General features: G+C 67.3%; 17 protein-coding genes. 7 read left to right on the top strand and 10 right to left on the bottom strand.

All coding sequences use genetic code 11. From position 1 onward, the window contains the following. Positions 1–48 precede the first annotated feature (48 nt). The gene (locus AC5P5W_RS18520; protein ID WP_164077488.1) at positions 49–483 is read left to right on the top strand and encodes a hypothetical protein; all 435 of its coding nucleotides are present in this window, start codon (positions 49–51) and stop codon (positions 481–483) included. 31 nt (positions 484–514) lie between these two features. Then, a complete protein-coding gene (locus AC5P5W_RS18515) occupies positions 515–937 on the top strand; it encodes a hypothetical protein (RefSeq protein WP_197574727.1) in 423 nt (140 codons plus the stop codon). Here AC5P5W_RS18515 and AC5P5W_RS18510 read toward each other — a convergent pair. The 6 genes from AC5P5W_RS18510 to AC5P5W_RS18485 form a co-directional block, all read right to left on the bottom strand. Beyond that, positions 856–3,882, bottom strand: a complete 3,027-nt coding sequence (locus AC5P5W_RS18510; protein ID WP_495221355.1) for an autotransporter family protein — start codon at positions 3,880–3,882, stop codon at positions 856–858. The two genes, AC5P5W_RS18515 and AC5P5W_RS18510, sit on opposite strands and share 82 nt — an antisense overlap. A 257-nt stretch (positions 3,883–4,139) precedes the next feature. Further along, on the bottom strand, positions 4,140–5,207 hold the full coding sequence (locus tag AC5P5W_RS18505; protein WP_111205670.1) for an acyltransferase family protein: 1,068 nt from the start codon (positions 5,205–5,207) through the stop codon (positions 4,140–4,142). Beyond that, the gene (gene nagA, locus AC5P5W_RS18500) at positions 5,207–6,355 is read right to left on the bottom strand and encodes an N-acetylglucosamine-6-phosphate deacetylase (protein WP_049439947.1); all 1,149 of its coding nucleotides are present in this window, start codon (positions 6,353–6,355) and stop codon (positions 5,207–5,209) included. The genes AC5P5W_RS18505 and nagA overlap by 1 nt, the downstream gene beginning before the upstream one ends. Beyond that, on the bottom strand, positions 6,355–7,383 hold the full coding sequence (locus tag AC5P5W_RS18495) for an SIS domain-containing protein (RefSeq protein WP_049439950.1): 1,029 nt from the start codon (positions 7,381–7,383) through the stop codon (positions 6,355–6,357). Before AC5P5W_RS18495 ends, nagA begins: the two co-directional genes overlap by 1 nt. A gap of 7 nt (positions 7,384–7,390) precedes the next feature. After that, positions 7,391–8,458: a LacI family DNA-binding transcriptional regulator gene (locus AC5P5W_RS18490; RefSeq protein ID WP_005411045.1), complete on the bottom strand. Its 1,068-nt coding sequence runs from the start codon at positions 8,456–8,458 to the stop codon at positions 7,391–7,393. A gap of 39 nt (positions 8,459–8,497) precedes the next feature. Further along, complete coding sequence (locus tag AC5P5W_RS18485) at positions 8,498–9,787, bottom strand: sugar MFS transporter (protein WP_014648421.1); 1,290 nt, start codon at positions 9,785–9,787, stop codon at positions 8,498–8,500. Positions 9,788–10,163: 376 nt separating this feature from the next. Between AC5P5W_RS18485 and AC5P5W_RS18480 the strand changes: the two genes are divergently transcribed. From AC5P5W_RS18480 to AC5P5W_RS18470, 3 genes are all read left to right on the top strand, one after another. Beyond that, positions 10,164–11,183 carry a glucokinase family protein gene (locus AC5P5W_RS18480; RefSeq protein ID WP_049439954.1) on the top strand — a complete coding sequence of 340 codons (1,020 nt, stop codon included), beginning with the start codon at positions 10,164–10,166 and terminating at the stop codon, positions 11,181–11,183. A 143-nt stretch (positions 11,184–11,326) separates the two neighbouring features. After that, complete coding sequence (locus AC5P5W_RS18475; RefSeq protein ID WP_046432541.1) at positions 11,327–13,990, top strand: TonB-dependent receptor; 2,664 nt, start codon at positions 11,327–11,329, stop codon at positions 13,988–13,990. A gap of 111 nt (positions 13,991–14,101) precedes the next feature. After that, positions 14,102–16,459, top strand: coding sequence for a family 20 glycosylhydrolase (locus AC5P5W_RS18470; protein ID WP_197574730.1), 2,358 nt, complete (start codon positions 14,102–14,104; stop codon positions 16,457–16,459). A gap of 117 nt (positions 16,460–16,576) precedes the next feature. Here the strand turns inward: AC5P5W_RS18470 and AC5P5W_RS18465 are convergent, their stop codons facing one another. Together AC5P5W_RS18465 and AC5P5W_RS18460 are read right to left on the bottom strand one after the other, a co-directional pair. Then, the gene (locus AC5P5W_RS18465) at positions 16,577–16,969 is read right to left on the bottom strand and encodes a VanZ family protein (protein ID WP_197574731.1); all 393 of its coding nucleotides are present in this window, start codon (positions 16,967–16,969) and stop codon (positions 16,577–16,579) included. Next, positions 16,966–18,150 (bottom strand): class I SAM-dependent methyltransferase, encoded by a 1,185-nt coding sequence (locus AC5P5W_RS18460; RefSeq protein WP_014648426.1) that lies wholly within the window; start codon positions 18,148–18,150, stop codon positions 16,966–16,968. Before AC5P5W_RS18460 ends, AC5P5W_RS18465 begins: the two co-directional genes overlap by 4 nt. 59 nt (positions 18,151–18,209) lie before the next feature. Between AC5P5W_RS18460 and AC5P5W_RS18455 the strand changes: the two genes are divergently transcribed. Further along, positions 18,210–18,947, top strand: coding sequence for a pteridine reductase (locus AC5P5W_RS18455; protein WP_014648427.1), 738 nt, complete (start codon positions 18,210–18,212; stop codon positions 18,945–18,947). Positions 18,948–19,012: 65 nt separating this feature from the next. On the opposite strand, the gene folK is transcribed toward AC5P5W_RS18455, so the two are convergent. Beyond that, a complete protein-coding gene (gene folK, locus AC5P5W_RS18450) occupies positions 19,013–19,498 on the bottom strand; it encodes a 2-amino-4-hydroxy-6-hydroxymethyldihydropteridine diphosphokinase (protein ID WP_014648428.1) in 486 nt (161 codons plus the stop codon). 89 nt (positions 19,499–19,587) lie between these two features. Between folK and AC5P5W_RS18445 the strand changes: the two genes are divergently transcribed. Beyond that, positions 19,588–20,331, top strand: a complete 744-nt coding sequence (locus AC5P5W_RS18445) for a proteasome-type protease (RefSeq protein WP_014648429.1) — start codon at positions 19,588–19,590, stop codon at positions 20,329–20,331. 75 nt (positions 20,332–20,406) lie between these two features. On the opposite strand, the gene AC5P5W_RS18440 is transcribed toward AC5P5W_RS18445, so the two are convergent. Further along, positions 20,407–21,918, bottom strand: a complete 1,512-nt coding sequence (locus tag AC5P5W_RS18440; RefSeq protein WP_046432552.1) for an ATP-binding response regulator — start codon at positions 21,916–21,918, stop codon at positions 20,407–20,409. Positions 21,919–21,922: the final 4 nt, after the last annotated feature.

The following is a 21,922-nucleotide window of genomic DNA, read 5'->3' as shown; positions in this document are numbered from 1 at the left end:
CCGCCACCTTGCGCTTCGCAGGTGGCCTTGCCTCGTGAGGTTGCCGCCATGAACACGCCCTACCCCGCCTATCCACGCCTGCAGGCACTGCTCGGCGCTGCACTGCCCGGCCTGCAGCTGTCCAACGCCGCAGCCGAAGCGTTGGAAGATGCGCTCACCGAAGTCGACGAACAGGCGCCGCCCTCCGCATTCTTCGCGCGGCTGCGCGGCATCGCTCACAGCCACGCGGCCGACGGCCAGGCGTGGCGCGAACGGCAACTCAGCGAGGCGCGCGGCCGGCACCTGGCCGAGGCGACGCGCTGCCTGGCGGCGGTGTCTGCGTGTGGGGGCATCTTGTTGGCGGCGCAGTCGGCACGCGAGATGGATGATGCGCAGGCGCAGTGTCCGCCGCAGGTGGAGGAAGGCCTGCTGCATGCGGTGGTGGTGCTGGCCGATCATGCCGGGGCGCTGGTGGAACCGGATGCGTGCGCACCGCTGCTGTAGAGCCGAGCCTATGCTCAGCTGCGCGGAGGTCATGGCGCCGGTGGGATTCGTGCCGACCAAGGTCGGCACCTACCAGAGCAGTGTCATGGCGCCGGTGGGATTCGTGCCGACCAAGGTCGGCACCTACCTGAGCAACGTCATGGCGCCGGTGGGATTCGTGCCGACCAAGGTCGGCACCTACCAGAGCAGCGTCATGGCGCCGGTGGGATTCGTGCCGACCAAGGTCGGCACCTACCAGAGCAGCGTCATGGCGCCGGCGGGATTCGTGCCGACCAAGATCGGCACCTACCTGAGCAACGTCATGGCGCCGGTGGGATTCGTGCCGACCAAGGTCGGCACCTACCAGAGCGGGTCGGACATCTGCACCGGGCGCTACCAGTCCGCGCGCAGGCCGATGTTGCCTTCGATGATGCGGCGCTTCTCGTTGCGGTCGCCGCCCAGTTCGCGCGTGTAGTCGGCCACGGCATAGGCGCTGATCGTTCGGTTGAAACGCCCGACCACACCCACGCCGGCTTCCAGCGCGCGTGAGCGCTGCGAATTGATGATCACGTCGTCGTCGAAACGGATGCGGTCTTCACCAGAACGGCCATGCCAGTAATTGAGCTTGAAATACGGCTGCCAGCCGTTGTCGGCCAACTGGTAATCGCCCGCCAAGCGCAGGCCGATGCGGCCGGTCCAGGCGTTGTCGTTGTCGAAGCGCACGCTCGATACTTCATCGCGACGGTCATCCAGCGAAGTGCGCTGCCAGATCACCTGCACCTGCGGTTCCAGCCACCATGCGGACTGCCCGAAGTGCAGCAGCGGCTTGCCCGCCTCCACCGACACGCTGGTACCGTCGCCGCTCAGGCCGAAGCCGAGCCCACGCGAGGAACGCACGCGGCCGTCGTAGCGGCTCTGCATCGCCACGGCGTCGATGTAACCCCCACTGCTATCGGTGAAGGTCCAGTACAGGCCCACGTGCTTGTCATCCAGGCGGTTCTGGCCTACCTGCACGTTCTCCCAGCCCAGTGCCAGACCCGTGGTCTTGCCCTGCGCGCGGGTGCGGCCAACGAATACGCCGATCTGGTTGCGGTGGTTGTCAGACGCCGCAGCCCACACGTCGAGACCGGCCTGCAGGCCCATCACATCGCCATCGAAGCCCGGCTGCGTATCACCCTTCCAGTGGATCTCGCTGCTCTGCCCCACCAACCGGCCCCAGGCGGTGCGGACTGTGCCCTGGTTGTACAGCAGGCGCTGTTCGCCCTGCCGCTCGTGGAAGGTACCGAGGCTGGCCAGCGAGGTCTCGCGCAGCAGCGGTGGCACCACGGCGTAGGCGGCGGTCTCCACGCGGTACAGCGGCACCACCGCGCCTTCGGCCGGGCGTGCACCCGGCGTTGGCGGGGTGCCGGTACCGGGCAACGCACCGCCGGCCACCGGCACGTCCGGCACCGCCGGGTCGCTGGGCGGCGCCACCGGCGCCGGTTCCGGTGGCGGCGGTGGCGGCGCGGCCTCGCCGGCGGTCAGGTTCGGATCGGTAGCGCCTTCAGGCGGCGGCGGCGGTGCCGGGGTGATCGCCGGCGGCGGTGCGACCGGCGGCGTCAGGGGCGGTGGCGTGGCAGTGCCGCCGCCGTTGGGTGCCGGCGTTGGTCCGGTCACCAGCGTCGATCGCAGGTACCAGTTCTCGCTGGTGCCGGCGCTGACACCACCCTTGAACAGGAAGTACTCGTAGGCACCGGCTGCAACCGGTGCGAACAGCGAGAACGCGCCCGGCGCAGTACGGCCACCATTCAAGGCCTGCACCACCAGGATGCCATCGGCCAGCGTGGCGGCGCCGCTGCCGCCGGCATTGAGCACGCCGATGCCGGTGGTACCGGTGGCGGTTCCGCCATCGATCACCAGGCGGTCGCTGCTGGAATTGTCCGCACCCAGCACGGTACGCAGGTACAGGCCACCGCCGTCACCACGGTAGTTGCCACGCACGGTGAACACGTCGCCTGCGCCGGTGCCGGTCAGGTCGATGCGCCCGGCATTGGCCATCTCCACCAGTGCACCACTGTTGAACGGACGGACTGCATGGCCGCCACTGCCCGCGTAGACGGTGCTGGTGTCGTCCACGGTGAGCGTGCCGGTGCCGGTTCCGCTGTCGCCCAGCACCAGGTCGCCATCAAAGGTCAGCTCGGTGCTGTTGGCCAGGCTGATCGCCTCCCAGTTCTGGAAGCGGCCCACGCCGGCAGTCTTGACGTTGTGGAAGTTGAGCTGGTCGATGCCACCGCCACCGTCGAACAGCGGCACCGCCCCCAGGTTGCCCTGGTTGAGGTTGCCGAGGTTGGCGACGTCGCTGTCCGGCCCCATGTCGATCGCGCCGTAGACGATGCCGCCGCCATTCCAGTTGAAGGTGTCGTTGCCGGTACTGAGCAGTACCTGCCCGCGCACGGTGCCGTCGGTGATGGTCACGCTGTCGTTGCCGCCGCTGACGCTGATGTTGCCGCCGATGTAGGCGGTACCCGAGATGATGATGGTGTCGGTATCGAAGCCGGTCACCACGTTGCCGTCCACGGTGCCGCCGGACTGGTCCCACAGGTTCTTGTCCAGCTTCATGTTGACCCGGCCGATGCGGCCAGCGGTCATCCACGCCTGGTCACCATCCTCGAACGCACCGATGATGCGGCCACCGCTCATGCGGAAGGTATCGATGTTGTCGCCCTGCTGCAGCGCGCCGACCGTGCCGCCACTCATGACGAAATCATCGCGGCCACTGCCCTGCGCCACCACGCCGGTGACGGTGCCGCCGGTGACGGTCATCTGGTCATCGCCACTGCCCTGGTCGACGCTGTCGATCGTACCGTTGTCCAGCAGCAGCGCATCATTGCCATCGCCCTGCAGCACACTGCCGCTGATGCTGCCAGCCTGCATGTCCAGGCGATCATTGCCGGCACCGAACTGCACGCCGGTGCGCCCGCTGATCGTTCCGCGGTTGACCAGCACGCTGTCGCCCGCGCCGACGAACTGCAGGGCGGTGTTGTTGCCGGTGCTGATGCTGCCCGAGTTCTCGACGCGGCTGCCGCCACCGAGCTGCACCGCCACGCCGCCCACCGAACTGATCGTGCCCAGGTTGGACAACAGGTGCCCACCGGCCCCGACAAGCGAAATCGCGCTGCTGCCACCGCTTTGCTGCAGCTGCGCCGTGCTGGCGACAGTGACGGTGATGCCGGCGGCGCCATTGGCGGTGACGGGAACGGTCTGCGGGTTCGGCGCATTGGCATCGCAGGTGACCGTCTGGCCGGCGACGGGGGCGACGCTGTCACAGCCGGCCCAGGCGGCGCTGGCGGTCAACAGCATGACGGAGGGAACAGCCAGGGCCTGCAGTACGGAAACAGTGAGGCGGCGCATACGCACTGCGCGCGGGACGGCACGGGACATACAGCACTCCTGGACAGGGGATCAGGAACTGCGGATATGCGGTACTGTGGGCTCAGTCTGCGCCATGGTGAACCGTTTCGACAGGTGAATTTGCGTGCCGATCATCACAGTTCAGATGCGAACTTGATCGGGCATCACCCCACCTCTACGTGCCTGAAATCGTTCATCTTTGCGGGGTCATGCCCATGCCTGGATGAGGTGGCCTCCCGGGTTGGGTCAGAGCCCTTTCCTGCGGAAAGGGATCCGACCCGGAGCCGTCAGATCTTCAGATAGATCTTCCGCCGGTCCAGCCACCACGCCACGCCCCACCACAGCGCGACGAACGCCAGCGCCTGCAGCATCGACGCCAGCTCGAGCGCGTGCGGCATCGCGGCGGCCAGTTGCTGCCAGATCCAGCCCCACGCGCCGGTCGCCATCAGCGCCACCGACATCACCGACGCGCCAAGATAGGCGGTAATTGCGTTGACCCCGAAACGGCGGCCCAGCGGCGGCCATCGCTTCTGGTCGATCAACACGTGGCCCAGCCACAGCGCCAGCGCGGCCAGGCCGCCGGTCCACAGCACATAGCTGGGCGTCCACAGCTGCTTGTTCAACGGCAGCACCGTGGCCAGCAGCAGCCCCAGCACGGCGGTTGCCACACCCAGGCCAGCCAATGCCGCCGCACGACCGTTGCGCAGCAGGCCACCGGCAATCAGGCCGAGCACGGTACTGGCCAGCGCACCCAGCGTGCTCAGCAATCCTTCCGGGTCATGGCCCAGTCCGGTATCGGCGTGCCACTGGTAGATCCACGGTGCGAACAGCGTGGTGTCCAGGCGGCTGGCCGGGTTGGTCCATGGCGCCAGATCACCGATGCCCAGCAGCAGCACGGTGTAGCCCACCAGCAGCGTGACCAGCACGCCAGCCTGCACGCGCGGCCGCGCATACACCGCCAGAACACCCACCAACGCTGCGCATACCGCAATCCGCTGCAGCACGCCCCAGATGCGGAAGTGATGGGTATGCAGCGCCCACCAGATCAACAGGTGCAGCAACGCGCCGGCGAGCAGGATGCGCAGTGCACGCTCCAGCACCCCGCGCGCCAATGCTGGCCGTGCAGCGGCATCCAGCGCGCGCGGTGCCACGCTGAAGGCCATCGACATACCCACCAGGAACAGGAAGAACGGGAACACCAGGTCGGTGGGCGTGCAGCCATGCCATTCCGAGTGACGCAGCGGCGCGAACACCGCACTCCAGTCGCCCGGATTGTTGACCAGCAGCATCGCCGCCACGGTGATGCCGCGCAGGGCATCGATCGAGCCCAGACGGCGTGGCGGCGTACTGTTCATCAGGCGGCCTCGTACTGTCCGGCAATCCAGGTACCACGCACCTGCAGGGCGTCATCCAGCAGCACCAGGTCGGCCTGGTAGCCCTCGGCGATGTGGCCAAGGCGGTCGTCGACGTTGAGGAACTGCGCCGGATAGGTCGACGCCATGCGCGCCGCTTCGGCCAGCGGTTGGCCGAGCAGCTGCACGGTATTGCGCACGGCGGTGGCCATGTCCAGCGCCGAGCCGGCCAACGAACCGGCGGCATTGCGCACCACGCCATCGATGGCGGTGATGGTTTCGCCATACAGCACGTAGCTGGGATCGTCGGCTCCAACCGGCGGCATCGCATCGGTCACCAGCAGCAGGCGACCGCGCGGCTTGGCCGCCAACGCCACGCGCAGGCTGGCCGGGTGCACATGCACGCCATCGACGATGATGCCGATCCAGCTGTCGCGGTCTTCCAGCGCAGCGCCCACCGCGCCGGGCTCACGCCCTTGCAGCGGCGACATTGCGTTGTACAGATGGGTGAAGCCGCGCACGCCGGCATCCAGGCCGGCGCGGATCTCTTCGTAGGTGCCTGCAGTGTGCCCAGCAGCGACGATCACGCCACGCTCGACCAGCGCACGGATGGTCTCCAGCGGCACGCGCTCCGGCGCCAGCGTCAGCAGGGTCACGCCGTTATCCAGCGACGCGGCCAATGCGATCTCTTCTTCATCCGGCACGCGGAACTTGCTGGCATCGTGCGTACCCTTGCGTGCCGGCGCGATGTACGGGCCTTCCAGGTGGATGCCGATCACGCCCGGCACGCCCTGCGTGATGGCCTCGCGCATCGCACCGATGGCTTCGCGCATCACCGCCACGTCATCGCTGATCAGCGTCGGCAGCATCGCGGTGGTACCGAAGCGGCGGTGCGCCTGCGCGATGGTGCGCAGTGCCGCCACGTCCGGCGTGTTGTTGAACAGCGCGCCGCCGCCGCCATTGACCTGCACATCGATGAAGCCGGGCAGCAGCCAGCCGCCCCCCAGGTCCACCTGCTCGGCCGCGTGGCCCAGCTGCGGTGCTGCGTCGGGCAGCAGCGCGCTGATGCGACCGTCCTCGATCACCACCGCCAGGTCGTCGCGGAACTCATCGCCGGCCAGGATGCGGGCATTGCGCAGCACCGTCACCATCACACCGTCTCCGTAACCTTGTTCAGATGCGGCGGCAGGTCCGGGTTGAAGCCACGGCGTAGCGCCAGCGCATTGATGGCGCGATAGAAGCTCTGCACGGTCAATAGCGGTGCGCACAGCGGATGCGGTGCGGCCGCCACCGGCAGGTTGCCGCCAGCACCGGCCAACCATACCTGCGCGCCGCGTGCGGTGAACTCATCGACCACCGCACGGGTACCGGCGCCGGTTTCGTCCGGCTGGGCGAAGGCCAGCACCGGGAAACCACGATCAACCAGCGCCATCGGGCCGTGCTTCACTTCAGCCGAGCTGTAGGCTTCGGCGTGCAGGCTGCAGGTTTCCTTGAACTTCAGCGCCGCTTCCTGCGCCGCACCCAGGCCCAGGCCGCGGCCGAGCACGAACAGGTTGGTGGCCTCGACCAGGCCCTCGGTCACCGCGCTCCAGTCGCACTGCCAGGCTTCACGCATCGCGTCCGGCAGCAGGTCCAGCGCCGCACGCAGGCTGCTGTCCTGCTTCCAGTACGCGGCCAGCTGCAGCAATGCGGCCAGCGAGGCCAGGTAGCTCTTGGTCGCTGCAACGCTCTTCTCGGGGCCGGCATGCAGCGGGATGACCGTGTCGGCCAACTGCGCCAGCGGTGAATCCTCGACGTTGACCAGCGCGATCACGCGCGCGCCGGCGGCCTTGGCCGCCTCGGCGTTGCGCAGCAGGTCCGGGCTCTTGCCCGACTGCGAAATGACGATGAACAGTGCGCCGCGCAGCTGCAATGGTGCGGCGTAGACCGAGCCCACCGATGGCGAGGCCGACGCGACCACCAGCCCCAGCTGGGTTTCCAGCAGGTACTTGCCATAGGTGGCGGCGTGGTCGGAGCTGCCGCGTGCACAGGTGACCACGAACGGCGGCGGCGCGGCACGCAGGCTGGCGGCCAGGGTTTCCAGGGTGGCGTGGTTTCGCGAGAACTGGCGGGCAACCACGTCGGCCGCTTCAGCGGCCTCGGCGAACATCAGGGTAGCGGTGGGGTCTGACAGCGACATGGCAGGCTCAGGCAGGATCGGAAGGAAGGGGGCGTGCGCCGGCCGGGCGCATCGGCGCGGTCGAACCGCGCACCACCAGCTGCGGCACGAAGCCCTGGTTGTGCAGCGGTGCCGGCGCATCGTCGTAGGCGTCGCTGCGCAGCTGCGCGATCAGCAGGCGCGCGGCATGGCGGGCGATGTCTTCGGTGGCCTGCTTGGCGGTGGTCAGCGGCGGCCACGACTGGCGCGAGAACGGGCTGTCCTCGAAACCGGCAATGGACAGGTCGTAGGGCACGTTCATGCCGGCCGACTTGGCGGCGGCCAGCACGCCGGCAGCGATTTCGTCGTTGGAACCGAAGATGGCGGTAGGCGGTTCGCGCAGCGCCAGCAGGCGGCGCGCGCCACGGAAACCGTCGTCGAAGGTGTAGTCGCCCTGCACCACCAGGTGCTTGTCCACGGTCATGCCGTAGTCCTTCAACGCGGCCTCATAACCGGCATAGCGTTCGCCCGAGGAGCGGTGCGAGCTGCCGCCCCAGAGGAAGCCGATGCGCTGGTGCCCCAGCTGGATCAGGTGTTCGGTGATCTCGTAGGCGGCCTCGCGGTCGTCGACGAACACGCAGGCACCGTCGGCCGGATCTTCGGTGGCCGCAATGATGCGCACCAGCTTGATGCCACGCGCGGTCAGCGCCTGGATCAGGTCGCGGCGCTCGGACATCGGTGCGGTCAGCACCAGCCCGGCCAGGCGCGAACGCTGCACCCAGTCAGCCAGTTCATCGGCCAGCAGCGGCGAACTGGAATCGCAGGGATGGATCTGCAGGCCGAACCCGGTCTCGCGGCAGGCGGCGAGCACGCCGTTCTGCACGCCGATGATGTGGTACGGGTTCGGGTTGTCGTAGACCAGCCCGATCACGAAGGTGGTGCCGCTGCGCAGGTTGCGCGCGGACGGATCGGGTTCGTAATCGAGCTCGGCGATGGCACGCAGCACCCGCGCGCGGGTGGCCTGCATCACCGAGGGCTCGTTGTTGATCACCCGCGAGACCGTCTTCAGCGAGACCTTGGCCTTTTCGGCAACGTCCTTGATGGTCGCTCTGCGCATCGGTTTTTCCTGGGGTTGGCTGCCGTCCATCATCGCCGATCAGCTCCGGTCCTGCGGCAGGCCCACGCGGTGGCCCACCACCGAATAGAACAGGATGTACAGGTAGCAGGGCACCATCAGCAGCACGAAGGTCAGCTGGAAATCGATGTGCTGCTTGAGCAGGGCGAACAGCTGCGGAATGATCGCGCCACCGGCGATGCCCATCACCAGCAGGGCCGAACCGGTTTCGGTGAAGCGCCCCAGGCCGCGGATGGCCAGCGGGAAGATGGCCGGCCACATCATGGCGTTGGCAAAGCCCAGCAGGGCCACGAAGGCCACCGACACATAGCCGTGCGTTGCCCACGCGCCCAGGCAGAACACCACGCCCAGCACCGCCGAAATGGTCAGGTAGCGCGACTGCGACACCACCCGCGGAATCACCAGCAGGCCGACCACGTAACCGACCAGCATCGCGCCCAGGGTGAAGGCGGTGAACATCTTGGTCTCGTCCAGCGGCAGGTTGAAGCCATGGCCGTAGGTGCCGATGGCATCACCGGCCATCACTTCCACGCCCACGTACACGAACAGGCACAGCACGCCCAGCCACAGGTGCGGGAACTGGAAGATGCTGCGGCGCTCGACCGCACCGGCGGCCACCGGCGTAGCGTTGGCTTCGGACGATTTGATTTCCGGCAGCGGCGAGAACAGGATCGCCACCGCCAACACCACCAGCAGCGCCGCCATGGCCAGGTACGGGGCATGGATCTTGGCGGCGAACTGGTTCAGCAGCACGGCTTTGGTCGCGGCATCGGCCGCCTGCACCTGCACGTCCAGATCGCCAATGCCATGCAGCACCACCGTGCCGATCAGGATCGGCGCCAGGATGCCGGCGATCTTGTTGCAGATGCCCATCAACGCGATGCGCCGCGCCGCCGTTTCGATCGGCCCAAGGATCGAGATGTACGGGTTGATGGCCGTCTGCAGCAGGGCCAGGCCGCTGCCAATCACGAACAGGCCGCCCAGTGCGCCGGGGTACCAGCGCTGGGTGGCGAATTCGCCGAACAGTGCCGCGCCACCGGCCATCACCAGCAGGCTCAGGCTCAGGCCCTTCTTCATGCCGGTACGGCGCAGGATCCACGACGAGGGCAGCGCCAGGAAGAAGTAGGACAGGTAGAACACCATCAGCACCAGGAAGGCGCCGACCTCGCTGAGCTCGAAGGCGAGCTTGACGAAGGTGATCAACGGGCCGTTGAGCCAGGTGAAGAAGCCGATCAGGAAGAACAACACGCCGACGATGGCGATGGAGGTGGCCACGTTCGGGCGCGCGCTTGCAGCGGGGACGGCGGACATCAGGAGGGCTCCTGCGGCGACAGCCGCAGAACGCGGCGTCGGAGAGTGGCTGGGAACAACGTTGTCACATTCTTTCGATGGACAACGGCGGTTTGTCAACTTCCGTCCGACGCCCCCTGCGCCTCATGTTGCACTGCGCAAGGCAGTCGTCGTGCATCACGCTGAATGCGCTGAGCGGTTTGAGCCCCATGGCACAACGGTTCCCGCGTGAATCCCGCATTCACGCCATGTAAACGTTTACCACGTGGCGCATTCGTTGCGGCGCAGCAACGAAAGTGTCACGAACTCGTTGACATCGTTGTCAGCGCGGTTACAGACTCCGGCCCAATCGCCGCTCCCGATCCCGGGGCCGGCCCCACCTGCAGCAGGAGCCCGCGTGACCGCCAGCCACCCCGCCCCGGCCCATGTCCTGTCCCGCGTCGCGCCCTCGTTCCTGGCCGCCGACGTCGGTGGCACCCATGTGCGCGTGGCCCGGGTCCAGGCCAGCGGCGATGCCGCCCATCCGGTGCAGGTGCTGGAATACCGCAAGTACCGCAACGCCGACCACGCCGGTCTCAGCGCGATCCTGTCCGACTTCCTGGGCGAAGGCCCACGCCCCACGCACTGCGTGGTTGCCAGCGCCGGCTACGCCCGCGAGGACGGCACGGTGATCACCGCCAACCTGCCGTGGCCACTGTCGGCGCGCCAGGTGGAGGCCGATGTCGGCCTGCAGCGGGTCTACATCGTCAACGACTTCGAAGCGGTGGCCTATGCCGCTGCGCAGGTGGACGCCAGCGGCGTGCTGCACCTGTGCGGGCCGGACACCGGCACGCGTGGCCCGACCCTGGTGGTCGGCCCCGGCACCGGCCTCGGCGCCGCGCTGTGGATCCCCACTGCGCATGGTCCGGTGGTCCTGCCGACGGAAGCCGGCCAGCCGACCCTGGCGGCCAGCACCGAACTGGAAATGGCCATCGTCCGCCACATGCAGCGCGACCGCGCCCACGTGTCGATCGAACATGCGATCTCCGGCCCCGGCCTGATGAACCTGTACCGCGCGGTGTGCGCGCTGCAGGGGCAGGCACCGACGCTGGCCAGCCCCGATGCGGTCACCGCCGCCGCCATGGCCGACACCGATGCGCACGCGCGCCAGGCGCTGGATGTGTTCTGCGGCCTGCTCGGCAGCACCATCGGCGACATGGCCCTGTTCTATGGTGCCCACGGTGGCGTCTACCTGGCCGGCGGCATCCTGCCGCAGATCCGCGAATACCTGCACGCCAGCACCTTCGTCGAACGCTACCTGCAGAAGGGGCCGATGGGCGAAGCACTGGCACGCATCCCGGTGAAGGTCGTCGAACACGGCCAGCTGGGCGTGGTCGGCGCTGCCAGCTGGTACCTGCAGCAGCAGTCGGCCGCCTGACACCGCAACAGGCTTCAACGCAATCGCAGCACGCAGTACGTGGCACGCCAACGCACGGGACTTCGCCGCCGCCCCGCGCATGTCATCGCAACCGTTATCGAACACCGCCGCCGGCATCCAATCGAGTGATGAGGAGAGACATCATGAATACCCGCAAGACCCTGCTTTCGGCCGCCATCGTCAGCTGCATCGCCTTCAGTGCGCACGCGCAGCAGGCTGCCCCGACCGCCACCGACCTGGACACCGTGACCGTTACCGGCATCCGTGGTTCGATGGAAAAATCGCTGGACACCAAGCGCGAAGCCAATGCGCGCGTGGAAGTGGTCACCGCCGAGGACGTGGGCAAGCTGCCGGCGCACAACGTCGCCGACACCCTGCAGCGCCTGCCGGGCGTCAACATCAGCTCGTCCAGCGCCGATGAAGGCGGTTTCGACGAAGCCGACCGTGTCAGCCTGCGCGGCACCAGCCCGAGCCTGACCCAGACCCTGATCAACGGCCACACCGTCGGTTCGGCCGACTGGTTCGTGCTCAGCCAGGGCAACAACGTCGGCCGCAGCGTCAGCTACTCGCTGCTGCCGTCCGAACTGGTCAGCTCGGTGGAAGTGAACAAGTCCTCGCAGGCCAAGCTGCAGGACGGCGGCACCACCGGTACCGTCAACATCATCACCCGCAAGCCACTGGAATTCTCCAAGCCGTTCACCGCGGAAGGCTCGATCGGCCTGGTGCGCTCGGACCAGGCCAAGTCGAACGACCCGCAATATTCGGCGCTGTTCAACTACAAGAACGACGAAGGCACCTTCGGCGTGATGGTGCAGGGCTTCAGCCAGAAGCGCGAACTGCGCCGTGAAGCGCAGGAAATCCCGGGTGGCTTCTTCAAGATCGGCGCAAACGATCCGGTCGCCAGGACCAATCCGGACCTGATCGGCGTCAACGTTCCGGGCCTGCTGGGTTCGACCCTTTTCGAACAGACCCGCGAGCGCAAGGGCGGCCTGGTCTCGCTGCAGTTCAAGCCGAGCGACAGCCTCACCCTCGGCCTCAATGGTTTCAGCTCCGAGCTGAAGGCGAACAACTACAACCGCAACTTCATGATGTTCGGCAACAGCTTCGCCAAGTCGCAGGCGCCGGATCCGGGCTATGTGGTCAAGGACGGCGTGCTGACCAACGCCAACTACAAGGGCGTGCCCGGCACCGACTATGCGGTGTACGACATGATCTACCGCGAGTCGAAGGCCAAGTCGAGCTATGTCACCTTCGATGCCGACTGGCAGATCAGCGACAGCCTGACCGCCAAGTTCCAGGCCGGCAGCACCAAGGGTACCGGCGAGACGCCGCGCCAGTACATCGCCGAGGTCACCCTGGCCAACGGCGGCGGCGCCAGCTGGGCTACCCACGGCAATGGCTCGCCGATCGACTGGAACGTCGGCGGCGACATCTCGCCCAACGGCGTGACCAGCTTCGGCACCTGGGGCAACCAGCAGGTCACCGCTGAAGACAAGGAGAAGTGGGCCACGCTCGACTTCAACCAGTACTTCAACGATGGCGGCGTGCTGAGCTCGATCGACTTCGGCCTGCGTTTCGCCGACCACAAGCGCGAAGCGCTGTCGCCGGAAGGTGCAACCCCGGGTGACATCTGGAGCGCGCTGAAGAACGGTGCGACGGCCAACTATCCCAGCGGCTTTGCCGGTGACATCGGCGGCACCTTCCCGCGCAACCTCTGGTACTTCACCCCGGGCGCGCTGAAGGACGCGGTGACCAACAACTCCACCTGGCTGGCCGGCAATGATGGCCCGACCGGTCGCCACAACTATGGCGCCGAGTGGAAGGTGAAGGAAAAGAACTTCGCCGGCTACGTGCAGGCCAACTTCCGCGGCGACTGGTGGAGCGGCAACGTCGGCCTGCGCTACGTCAACATCAAGCAGGACATCGACACCTACAACGCCGTCAGCAAGGCCGCCGATGCCGATGTCAGCAGCCTGTTCGGCATGTGGGAGCGCCTGGCCTTCCAGAACAAGCGCAACCGCGTATTGCCCAGCGCCAACATCAAGTTCGACCTGGACGACTCGCTGGTGCTGCGCGTCGCCGCCTCGCAGACCCAGACCCTGCCGGACTACTCGGCACTGGGTGCCTCCTCGTACGGTTCGGACCTGAACCGCACCGGCGGCGGTGGCAATCCGAACCTCAAGCCGACCCTGTCGACCAACCTGGACGCCAACCTGGAGTGGTACTTCATGCCGCGCGGCCTGCTGTCGGTGGGCGCGTACCACATGAACCTGAAGGACTACATCGCCTTCGACGTGGTCTCGCGCCAGCTGTACAGCGAACTGACCAACCAGCTTGAGACCTACCAGATCTCCACCCCGATCAATGCCGACGGCAAGGTCACCGGCGTGGAAGTGGCCTACGAACAGCCGATCGGCGAGTACTTCGGCGTCAATGCCAATTACACCTACGCCAACGGCACCACCTCGCACACCTGGTCGGACGGCTCGCACAACCTGCTGGGCACCTCGAAGAACACCTACAACGTGGGTGCCTACTTCGAGAACGAGCGCTTTGGCGCCCGCGTCAGCTATACCCGCCGTTCCTCGTTCCTGATCAGCCTGTCGGGCACCAATCCGTACTACCAGGATGACTTCGGCACGCTGTCGGCGTCGCTGAGCTACAAGGCCACCGACTGGCTGAGCATCACCCTGGATGGCCTGAACCTCAACAACCCGACCTACAAGTACTACCAGACTGCGGCCATCCCGACCTCGTTCTACAGCAACGGTCGCCAGTACTACCTCAACTTCCGCTTCAAGTACTGATCCAGCGGCGGCAACATCGCCGAGTCGTGCACGCACGCCGGGCCTGGGTCATTCCGGGCCCGGCGTTTTTCATGTATAGCGTTCATCGCACCGTTCCAAGGAGTCGTACCGATGGTCAAGCCTTCCCGCGCCCGGATGCGCAGCGCAGTGCTGCTGGGCAGCCTGCTCGCCCTGTTGCCGGCACTGCCGGCACTTGCCGCCGACCCCATGCCGGCCGCTGAGGCACCCGGCCCGCAGCTGCGTGCCGGCAGCCTGATGCTGATTCCCGCCCCCAGCAATGTGCAGCCTGGCCAGGGCAGCGGCATCACCGTGCGCGCCGATACCGTGCTGCAGGCCGAAGGCGAGGCCGCACAGCGCGTCGCCAGCCAGTTCGCCGACCTGCTGGCGCGCAGTGGCGGCCCGCGCCTGGGGCTGGCCAAGGGCAAGGCGGCGGCCAGGACCGGTGGCATCCGCTTCCAGATCGTGCCCACCTTCCGCGACAGCGGCGAGGGCTACACGCTGGAAAGCACCGCACAGGGCGTAGTGGTACAGGCCGGCAACGAAACCGGCCTGTTCTACGGCGCAACCACCCTCGCCCAGCTCGCCACCGGCGGCAGCAACGGCGTGCTGCCAGCGGTGCAGATCCAGGACGCGCCACGCTTCAGCTGGCGCGGTTTCATGCTCGACTCGGCGCGGCATTTCCAGAGCCTGGACGAGATCAAGCGCGTGCTCGACGCAATGGCCGCGCACAAGCTCAACACCTTCCATTGGCACCTGACCGATGACCAGGGTTGGCGCATGGAGATCAAGCGGTATCCGAAGCTGACCGGAGTGGGCAGCTGCCGCCTGCCGGCCGGCGACGGTGGCATCGATCCGGTCACTGGCAAGGAGCATCCGTATTGCGGCTTCTACACGCAGGACCAGATCCGCGAAGTGATTGCCTATGCCGCGAAGCTGCATATCCAGGTGATTCCGGAAATCGATGTGCCGGGGCACGCGACCGCGGCGATTGCCGCATACCCGGAACTGGGTTCGATCAATACCCCGCTGAAGCCGATCAGCGAATGGGGCGTGTTCCCGAACCTGTTCAACGTGGAAGACAGTACTGTCACCTTCCTCGAGAACGTACTGGAGGAAGTGATCGAACTGTTCCCGGCCAAGTACGTGCACGTCGGCGGCGACGAGGCGGTCAAGGACCAGTGGGAAGCCTCCAGGCAGGTGCAGCAGCGCATGCGTGCGCTGGGCATCAAGGATGAAATGGCCATGCAGAGCCACATCATCAAGCGCCTGGAGACCTTCCTGGAGGAGCACGACCGGCGCCTGATCGGCTGGGATGAAATCCTTGAAGGCGGGCTGCCGCCGCAGGCCACGGTGATGTCCTGGCAGGGCACCGAAGGTGGCCTGGCCGCGGCCAGTGCTGGCCATGACGTGGTCATGTCGCCCGTGGGCTACCTCTATCTGGATTACCTGCAGACGGCCTCGCCGAACGAACCGCCGGGCCGCCCGGCCCAGGTCAACCTCGGCAAGCTGTACAACTTCGAGCCCGTGCCGGCCGAGCTGGCCGCTGACAAGCGCGGGCACATCCTCGGCCTGCAGGCCAACATGTTCACCGAACACACGCGCACCTATGCGCGCCTGCAGCACAACCTGTTCCCGCGCCTGGCCGCGGTGGCCGAGACCGGCTGGAGCAGGCCGGAGCATCGCGACTTCCGCGATTTCCTCGCGCGCCTGCCCGCGCAGCTGCAACGCTACCGCGCCTGGGGCCTGGCCTACGCGCAGACCCCGTTCGAAGTGGGCGTGGACTACACCGACAACCGCGCCGCCAACACGGTGACCGTGTCGCTGGCCAACCCGCTGGGCTATGAGGTGCGCTACAGCACCGATGGCCAGCCGGTGACGGCGCAGTCGCCGCTGTACCAGCAGCCGCTGACCAGTACGCTGCCGACCACGGTGCAGGCCGCCGCGTTCTACCAAGGCCAGATGCTGGCGGCGAAGCCGACGGTCGCGGACTTCAGTGCGCAATCGCTGCTCAGCCGCCGCAGTGACGAACTGCTCAGCTGCGTAGGCAAGAAGGGGCTGGTGCTGCGCCTGGAAGACGATGGCCCGCGCGAGGGAAACCGCGCAGTGTTCAACGTGGACATCTTCCAGCCATGCTGGCGCTGGCCACAGGCACAGCTGGACGGCATCGGCAGCGTGGAAGTCCGCGCGGGGCGTATTCCGTACTACTTCCAGCTGGCCCACGACGAGCCCAAGCGTCGCTTCGAGAAGGCCAAGCGTGCGCATGGCGAGATGCTGGTGCGTCGCGGCGACTGCAGCGGCAAGGTGCTGGCCGAAGTGCCGCTGCCGGCCACGCCGGATGCCGATGGCTTCGTGACGCTGCGTGCGACGCTGCCGAAGGGCTCCCAGGGCACCGGTGACCTGTGCATCAACTTCACCGGCGACACGCGCCCGGCGATGTGGGTGCTGGATGAGGTCACGCTGGGGAAGTGACCCCAAGCCTGTCCTGGCGCAATCGATCCACGCATGGCGTGGATCTACTGTAGAGCCGAGCCCATGCTCGGCTGCCTTTGGGAGGAAGCCGAGCATGGGCTCGGCTCTACAGGAACTTTACCCGCGCCAGCGCAGCAGCAGATCGCGCAGCGGGGTCAGTGCCGTAGCCATGCCGGCCAGCACGCCGATCGTGTTGGCCAGCGCGTCCATCGGATCGGCCATGCGGTCATCGGTCAATGCGCCCTGCGCGAACTCGATGCCGATCCCCATCAGCACCAGGCCCACGCCCACCCACAGCAGCGGACGTCCGCGCCGGAACAGCTGTACCGCGCTGCCAGCCAGGATGAAATAGGCGAGGAAGTGCTCACCCTTGTCGCCGTTTTCCGGCAACGGAATCGGTGGCGGTGGGATCAGGCAGACCACGATCACCAGCAGCACCGCGCTGAACCACAGTGCGGCCCACAGCCGCGGCCGCCGCAGCGGCTTGATCAGCGGCAGTGCATCGCTCACAGGCGCCAGCTCAGGTCACCCAGCTCGAAGGCGGGCTCGAAGTCGACGCCGCGCTGCAGGCCGATCGCCTGGAAGCGCTCCCCCATCTCGGTCGGCAGGGTCAGCTTCTTCACCTGGTCGCGCAGCTGGATACGGCCGACTTCATCGGTGCGCTCCTCGGCCAGCGACAGCACCTGGTCCAGGCCGTTGCCGAGCAGGAAGCTGGCCTGGCTGCAGTAGCCCGCCAGCTCGAAACCGCCGTGCATGCCGGCCTCGGCCATCGCGGTGAAATCCACCGACGCGGTGATGTCCTGCAGTCCCGGCCAGCGGTGCACGTCGTTGTGCACGTGGTGGCGGTAGAACGCGCGTACGGTGCCCTCATCGCGGTCGTGCTGGTAGAACTCGCCACGGTTGTAACCGTAGTCGATGAACAGCATCGCACCGCGCTGCAGGCCGCCCGCCACCGCCTGCAACCAGTACGGCAGCTGCGGCAGCACCTCGGAACGGTAGCCCTCGGCGAAGGGGCGCTCCAGGTAGCGCTCGATGTGGCGCACCGCACCGTTGAGCAGGATGTCGGCCGGCTGCGCACCACGGATGAAGTTGCCTTCGGCGTCCAGTTCCACGGTTTCCTCGTAGACCTCGCCATCCCGGATCAGGAAGCGCGGCGTCGGCAGCGCGTCGATCACTTCGTTGGCAAACACCACGCCCTCCCAGTCCTCTTCGAACGGGCGATCGACCCAGTCCACGCGTGCGGCCAGCTCGGCCGGCAGGTTCTGCTGCAGGCGCTGTTGCTGGCGCTCGCGCAGGTCGGCGCTGGGTTCGAGGATGGCGTAGCGCGACGGCAGCGCGTCCAGCTCGGCCAGGCGCAGCAGCACCGCTTCGGCGAAGGCGCCGGTACCACCGCCCAGTTCCAGCATCCGCGCCTGCGTACCCAGCTGGGCGAACACCGGCGCCAGCGCGTTGGCCACGCTGCCGGCGAACAGGCTGCCGAGCTCGGGCGCGGTGGTGAAGTCGCCACTGCCGCCGAATTTGCTGGCGCCGGCGCTGTAATAGCCCCAGCCGGGGGTGTACAGGCACAGCTCCATGAAGCGGGAGAACGGCATTGCCCCGCCCTGCGCAAGGATTTCGGCGCGCAGGGCAGCGGCCAGCTGGTCGCTGTGGGCCAGGGCATCGGCTTCGGGCAGGGGGAAGGTGGGCTGCATGGCGTCTTCGAATGCGGTGACAATGGTGCACAGGATAGCCGAGCCTTGGAGGACCCTCGATGAGCGATACCCACCCCGTGGTCCTGATCACCGGCAGCGCGCGCCGGATCGGTGCGGCCATCGCCCGCCAGTTCCACGCCTGTGGCTGGTCGGTGGTGCTGCACGCCAACACCTCCAGCGCCGAGCTGCAGCAGGCTGCGTTCGATTTCGACAACGTGCGCCCGGGCAGCGTGCTGGCCCTGCAGGCCGACCTGCGTGACGCCGACGCCCTGGCCGATCTGGTCGAACAGGCCGTCACCCACTTCGGCCGCCTGGACGCGCTGGTCAACAACGCCTCCAACTTCTTCCCCACCCCGCTCGGCCAGGTCACCGCCGAGGCGATGGACGCGCTGTATGCGGTCAATGCACGCGCGCCGCTGCTGCTGTCACAGGCGGCAGCGCCCTACCTGCGCCGCCAGCAGGGCTGCATCGTCAACCTCACCGACCTGCACGGCACCGACCCGATGCGTGACCACATCGCCTACACCATGGCCAAGGCCGCGCTGGAGATGGCAACGCGCGCGCTGGCGCTGGAGCTGGCGCCGAAGGTGCGGGTCAATGCAGTAGCGCCGGGGGCGATCCTGTGGCCGGAACAGGGCAAGGATGATTTCGCCCGCGAGGCGCTGCTGGCACGCACGCCTTTGGCGCGGATCGGCACCGTCGAGGAGATCGCCGAGGCGGTGTACTGGCTGGTGGCCGAGGCCAGCTTCGTCACCGGCCACACCCTGCGCGTGGATGGCGGGCGTACGGTCAGCTGAAAGGTTGCCGGGGTCCACAACGGGGTCAGATCCCTTTTCCCGGCGGGAAAAGGGATCTGACCCCGTCACTCCAGATCCACCACCTCGAATGCCTCGCCAAACTGCGGGTGCGCGCGCCACAGCGTGGCCAGGTCCTGGCCGCTGACCGGGTCGATGAAGCCCGGCGCGATGTCGGCCAGCGGCTTCAGCACGAACGCGTGCTTCAGCTCCGGCCGCGGGATGCGCAGGTGCCCCGGGCCTTCCAGCACCAGGTCGCCATAGAACACCACGTCGATGTCCAGGGTCCGGTCGGAGAAGCGCGGCCCGCTGCGGTCGCGACCGTGCGCGTCTTCCAGCGCGTGCAGCCAGTCGTCCAGTTCCTGCAGCGGCAGGTCGGTCTCGATCGCCACCGCATTGTTGAGGAAGGCCGGGCCATCGAAGCCGACCGCGGCGGTACGGTAGGCCGGCGATACCTGCAGCGCGCCGAAGCGCTCGCGCAGGGCCGCCACCGCGGCGTGGAGGTAGCGGCGGGGCTGGACATTGCTGCCCAGGCTCAGGAGCACGGTCGTCATGCGGTTCAGGTGGCAGCAATGGGGGCGTGGACATGCCGTCGTCACGGCGGCCTGCCTACAATCCGGGATGCACATGATAGGGCACCGACATGACCTATTGCGTTGGAATCGAGGTGGACGAGGGCCTGGTCTTCGCTGCCGACACCCGGACCAATGCCTCGCTGGACGATGTGCGCGTGCATCGCAAGCTGCACGTGTTCGAGTATCCCGGCCAGGCAGCCTACGTGCTGATGGCGGCTGGCAACCTGGCCACCACCCAGCTGCTGGTGTCGCGCCTGGGGCGCGATGCCGACGAACGGCGCGCGCCCAACCTGCGCGACATGACCCACCTGTTCGAAGCCGCCGAGTACGTCGGCCAGCTGCTGGTGGACAGCCAGGTGCACAGCAACCACAGCGAACATGGCCACGATGGGGTCAATACCCAGGCCACGCTGATCTTCGGCGGGCAGATCGCCGGCGAGCGCCCCGGGCTGTACATGATCTATCCGCTCGGCAACGCCATCGCCGCCTCGCCGGAGACGCCCTACCTGCAGATCGGTGAATCCAAGTACGGCAAGCCGATCCTCGACCGCATCCTCAGCCCGGCCACGCGTCTGGAGGATGCCGCACGCACGGCGATCGTCTCGTTGGACTCCACCATCCGTTCCAACCTGTCGGTGGGCCTGCCGATCGACCTGGCGCTGCTGCGCGACGGCGAACTGCGCATCGGCCAGCAGCTGCGGCTGGGTGCGGATTCCACGCTGTATGCGGACATCCACCAGAACTGGTCGCGGCGGCTGGAACAGGCAGTGGACGCCCTGCCGCGCTTCCCCTGGGAAACCAACGGACGGTAGTGCCGGCCGCTGGCCGGCAACCGCGTTGATCCCACCACACAGGGATGCCGGCCAGCGGCCGGCACTACCGCGACATCAGCCCAGCGCTTCGGACACCGCGCGGAACACCTGCTGCATCTGCAGCGGCTTGCGCAGCACGTGCACCTGCACGCCAGCGGGAAATGCATCGGCCGCCACCTCCACCGCTGCGTCTTCCAGCACCAGCGCCGGGCCGCGATAGCCCAGCGTGGCCATCTCGCCCAGCAGCTGGCTGGCCGGCAACAACTTCGAGCCGGCGTCGGCAATCACCAGCGCCGGCATTGCCTCCTGCTGCATCCAGCGCAGCGCCGCCGGGCCATCGGAGGCCAGCTGCAGCTGATATCCCTGGCTTGACAGCGCATTGCCGAGCAACGACAGGCGCGTGGCCTCGCCATCGACCACCAGGATCGACTGGCCACTGCCCAGGGCCACCAGCTGCTCGATCGGCTCACTACCGTCGCTGGCTTCGTGCATCGGCAAGTGCAGTTCGAAGCAGGTGCCCTGCCCCGGCTGGCTGCTGACATGGATGCTGCCGCCGGCACCTTCGACGATGCGCTTGCAGGAAATCAGGCCCAGGCCGGTGCCGTCGGCCTTGGTGGTGAAGAACGGATTGAACAGGTGCGACAGCGTGTCTGCATCCATGCCGATGCCTTCATCGGCCACGCAGATCCGCATCCAGTCCACGCCATCGCGCTGGCCGGCATGGCTGGCGGTCAGGCTCAGGCGACCGCCGTTGGGCATCGCCTGGATCGCGTTGAGCGCCAGGTTCAACATCACCTGCTGCAGCTCGGTGTAGTTGGCATCGACCACCAGGCCTTCGTCCTGCACCTGCAGTTCCAGGCGCACGGCATCGGGCACGTTGCTGCGCAACAGCAGTGCAACCGCATCGAACAGGCCATCGATCTCGATGCGCTCGCTCGGCTTGCGCGAACCGCGCACGAACGACAGCATCGATTCGGCCATCTCATGGCCACGGCGACCGCACTCGGCGATGACATCGGCCAGGTGGTGCAGCTGCGGATCCTCGGTGCGCGCCTTCAGCAGGTCCGGCATGATCAGCAATGGCTGCAGGATGTTGCGCAGGTCATGGCTGAGGCCGGCAGCAAGCAGCGACAGGCTTTCCAGGCGCTGCGCGCGCATCAGCTCGGTTTCCACCCGTGCACGCTCCACCGCGCTGCGTGCATCGCGGATCGCACGCGCCACCGCCGACGGCAGGCGCGCCGGCAGATGCTTGATGATGTAGTCATTGGCGCCCTTCTGCAGCGCCGCCACCGCGTTCTCCTCACCCATCGTGCCGGAGACGAAGATGAAGGGCACGTCCGGCGAGGTCTCGCGCACGATGCGCAGCGCGTCATCACCGGAGAACCCCGGCATGCTCAGGTCGGACAGCACGATGTCCGGCTGGAACGCAGCCAGTGCCTGGCGCAGTTCCGCCTCGCTCTCGACACGCTCGAAGCGGGCGTCCAGGCCCGCGTCGAGCATCTGTTCGGACATCAGCTCGGCATCCTCTGGTGAGTCTTCCACCAGCAGGATGCGCAGCGCCCCCAGGGCGGGACCGGTCAGGGGCATGGGC

The organism is Stenotrophomonas sp. YJH_SMC_123, assembly GCF_059368215.1.
This window is presented reverse-complemented; position numbering and strand designations above follow the sequence as displayed.

What these genes read in the sequence shown, in the direction of transcription:
- AC5P5W_RS18475 (WP_046432541.1), top strand. Translation starts at nt 11,327, where the DNA reads ATGAATACCCGCAAGACCCTGCTTTCGGCCGCCATCGTCAGCTGCATC.
- AC5P5W_RS18490 (WP_005411045.1), bottom strand. Translation starts at nt 8,458, where the DNA reads ATGCGCAGAGCGACCATCAAGGACGTTGCCGAAAAGGCCAAGGTCTCG.
- AC5P5W_RS18485 (WP_014648421.1), bottom strand. Translation starts at nt 9,787, where the DNA reads ATGTCCGCCGTCCCCGCTGCAAGCGCGCGCCCGAACGTGGCCACCTCC.
- AC5P5W_RS18440 (WP_046432552.1), bottom strand. Translation starts at nt 21,918, where the DNA reads ATGCCCCTGACCGGTCCCGCCCTGGGGGCGCTGCGCATCCTGCTGGTG.
- folK (WP_014648428.1), bottom strand. Translation starts at nt 19,498, where the DNA reads ATGACGACCGTGCTCCTGAGCCTGGGCAGCAATGTCCAGCCCCGCCGC.
- AC5P5W_RS18445 (WP_014648429.1), top strand. Translation starts at nt 19,588, where the DNA reads ATGACCTATTGCGTTGGAATCGAGGTGGACGAGGGCCTGGTCTTCGCT.
- AC5P5W_RS18495 (WP_049439950.1), bottom strand. Translation starts at nt 7,383, where the DNA reads ATGTCGCTGTCAGACCCCACCGCTACCCTGATGTTCGCCGAGGCCGCT.
- AC5P5W_RS18510 (WP_495221355.1), bottom strand. Translation starts at nt 3,882, where the DNA reads ATGTCCCGTGCCGTCCCGCGCGCAGTGCGTATGCGCCGCCTCACTGTT.
- nagA (WP_049439947.1), bottom strand. Translation starts at nt 6,355, where the DNA reads ATGGTGACGGTGCTGCGCAATGCCCGCATCCTGGCCGGCGATGAGTTC.
- AC5P5W_RS18515 (WP_197574727.1), top strand. Translation starts at nt 515, where the DNA reads ATGGCGCCGGTGGGATTCGTGCCGACCAAGGTCGGCACCTACCAGAGC.
- AC5P5W_RS18505 (WP_111205670.1), bottom strand. Translation starts at nt 5,207, where the DNA reads ATGAACAGTACGCCGCCACGCCGTCTGGGCTCGATCGATGCCCTGCGC.
- AC5P5W_RS18520 (WP_164077488.1), top strand. Translation starts at nt 49, where the DNA reads ATGAACACGCCCTACCCCGCCTATCCACGCCTGCAGGCACTGCTCGGC.
- AC5P5W_RS18455 (WP_014648427.1), top strand. Translation starts at nt 18,210, where the DNA reads ATGAGCGATACCCACCCCGTGGTCCTGATCACCGGCAGCGCGCGCCGG.
- AC5P5W_RS18470 (WP_197574730.1), top strand. Translation starts at nt 14,102, where the DNA reads ATGGTCAAGCCTTCCCGCGCCCGGATGCGCAGCGCAGTGCTGCTGGGC.
- AC5P5W_RS18460 (WP_014648426.1), bottom strand. Translation starts at nt 18,150, where the DNA reads ATGCAGCCCACCTTCCCCCTGCCCGAAGCCGATGCCCTGGCCCACAGC.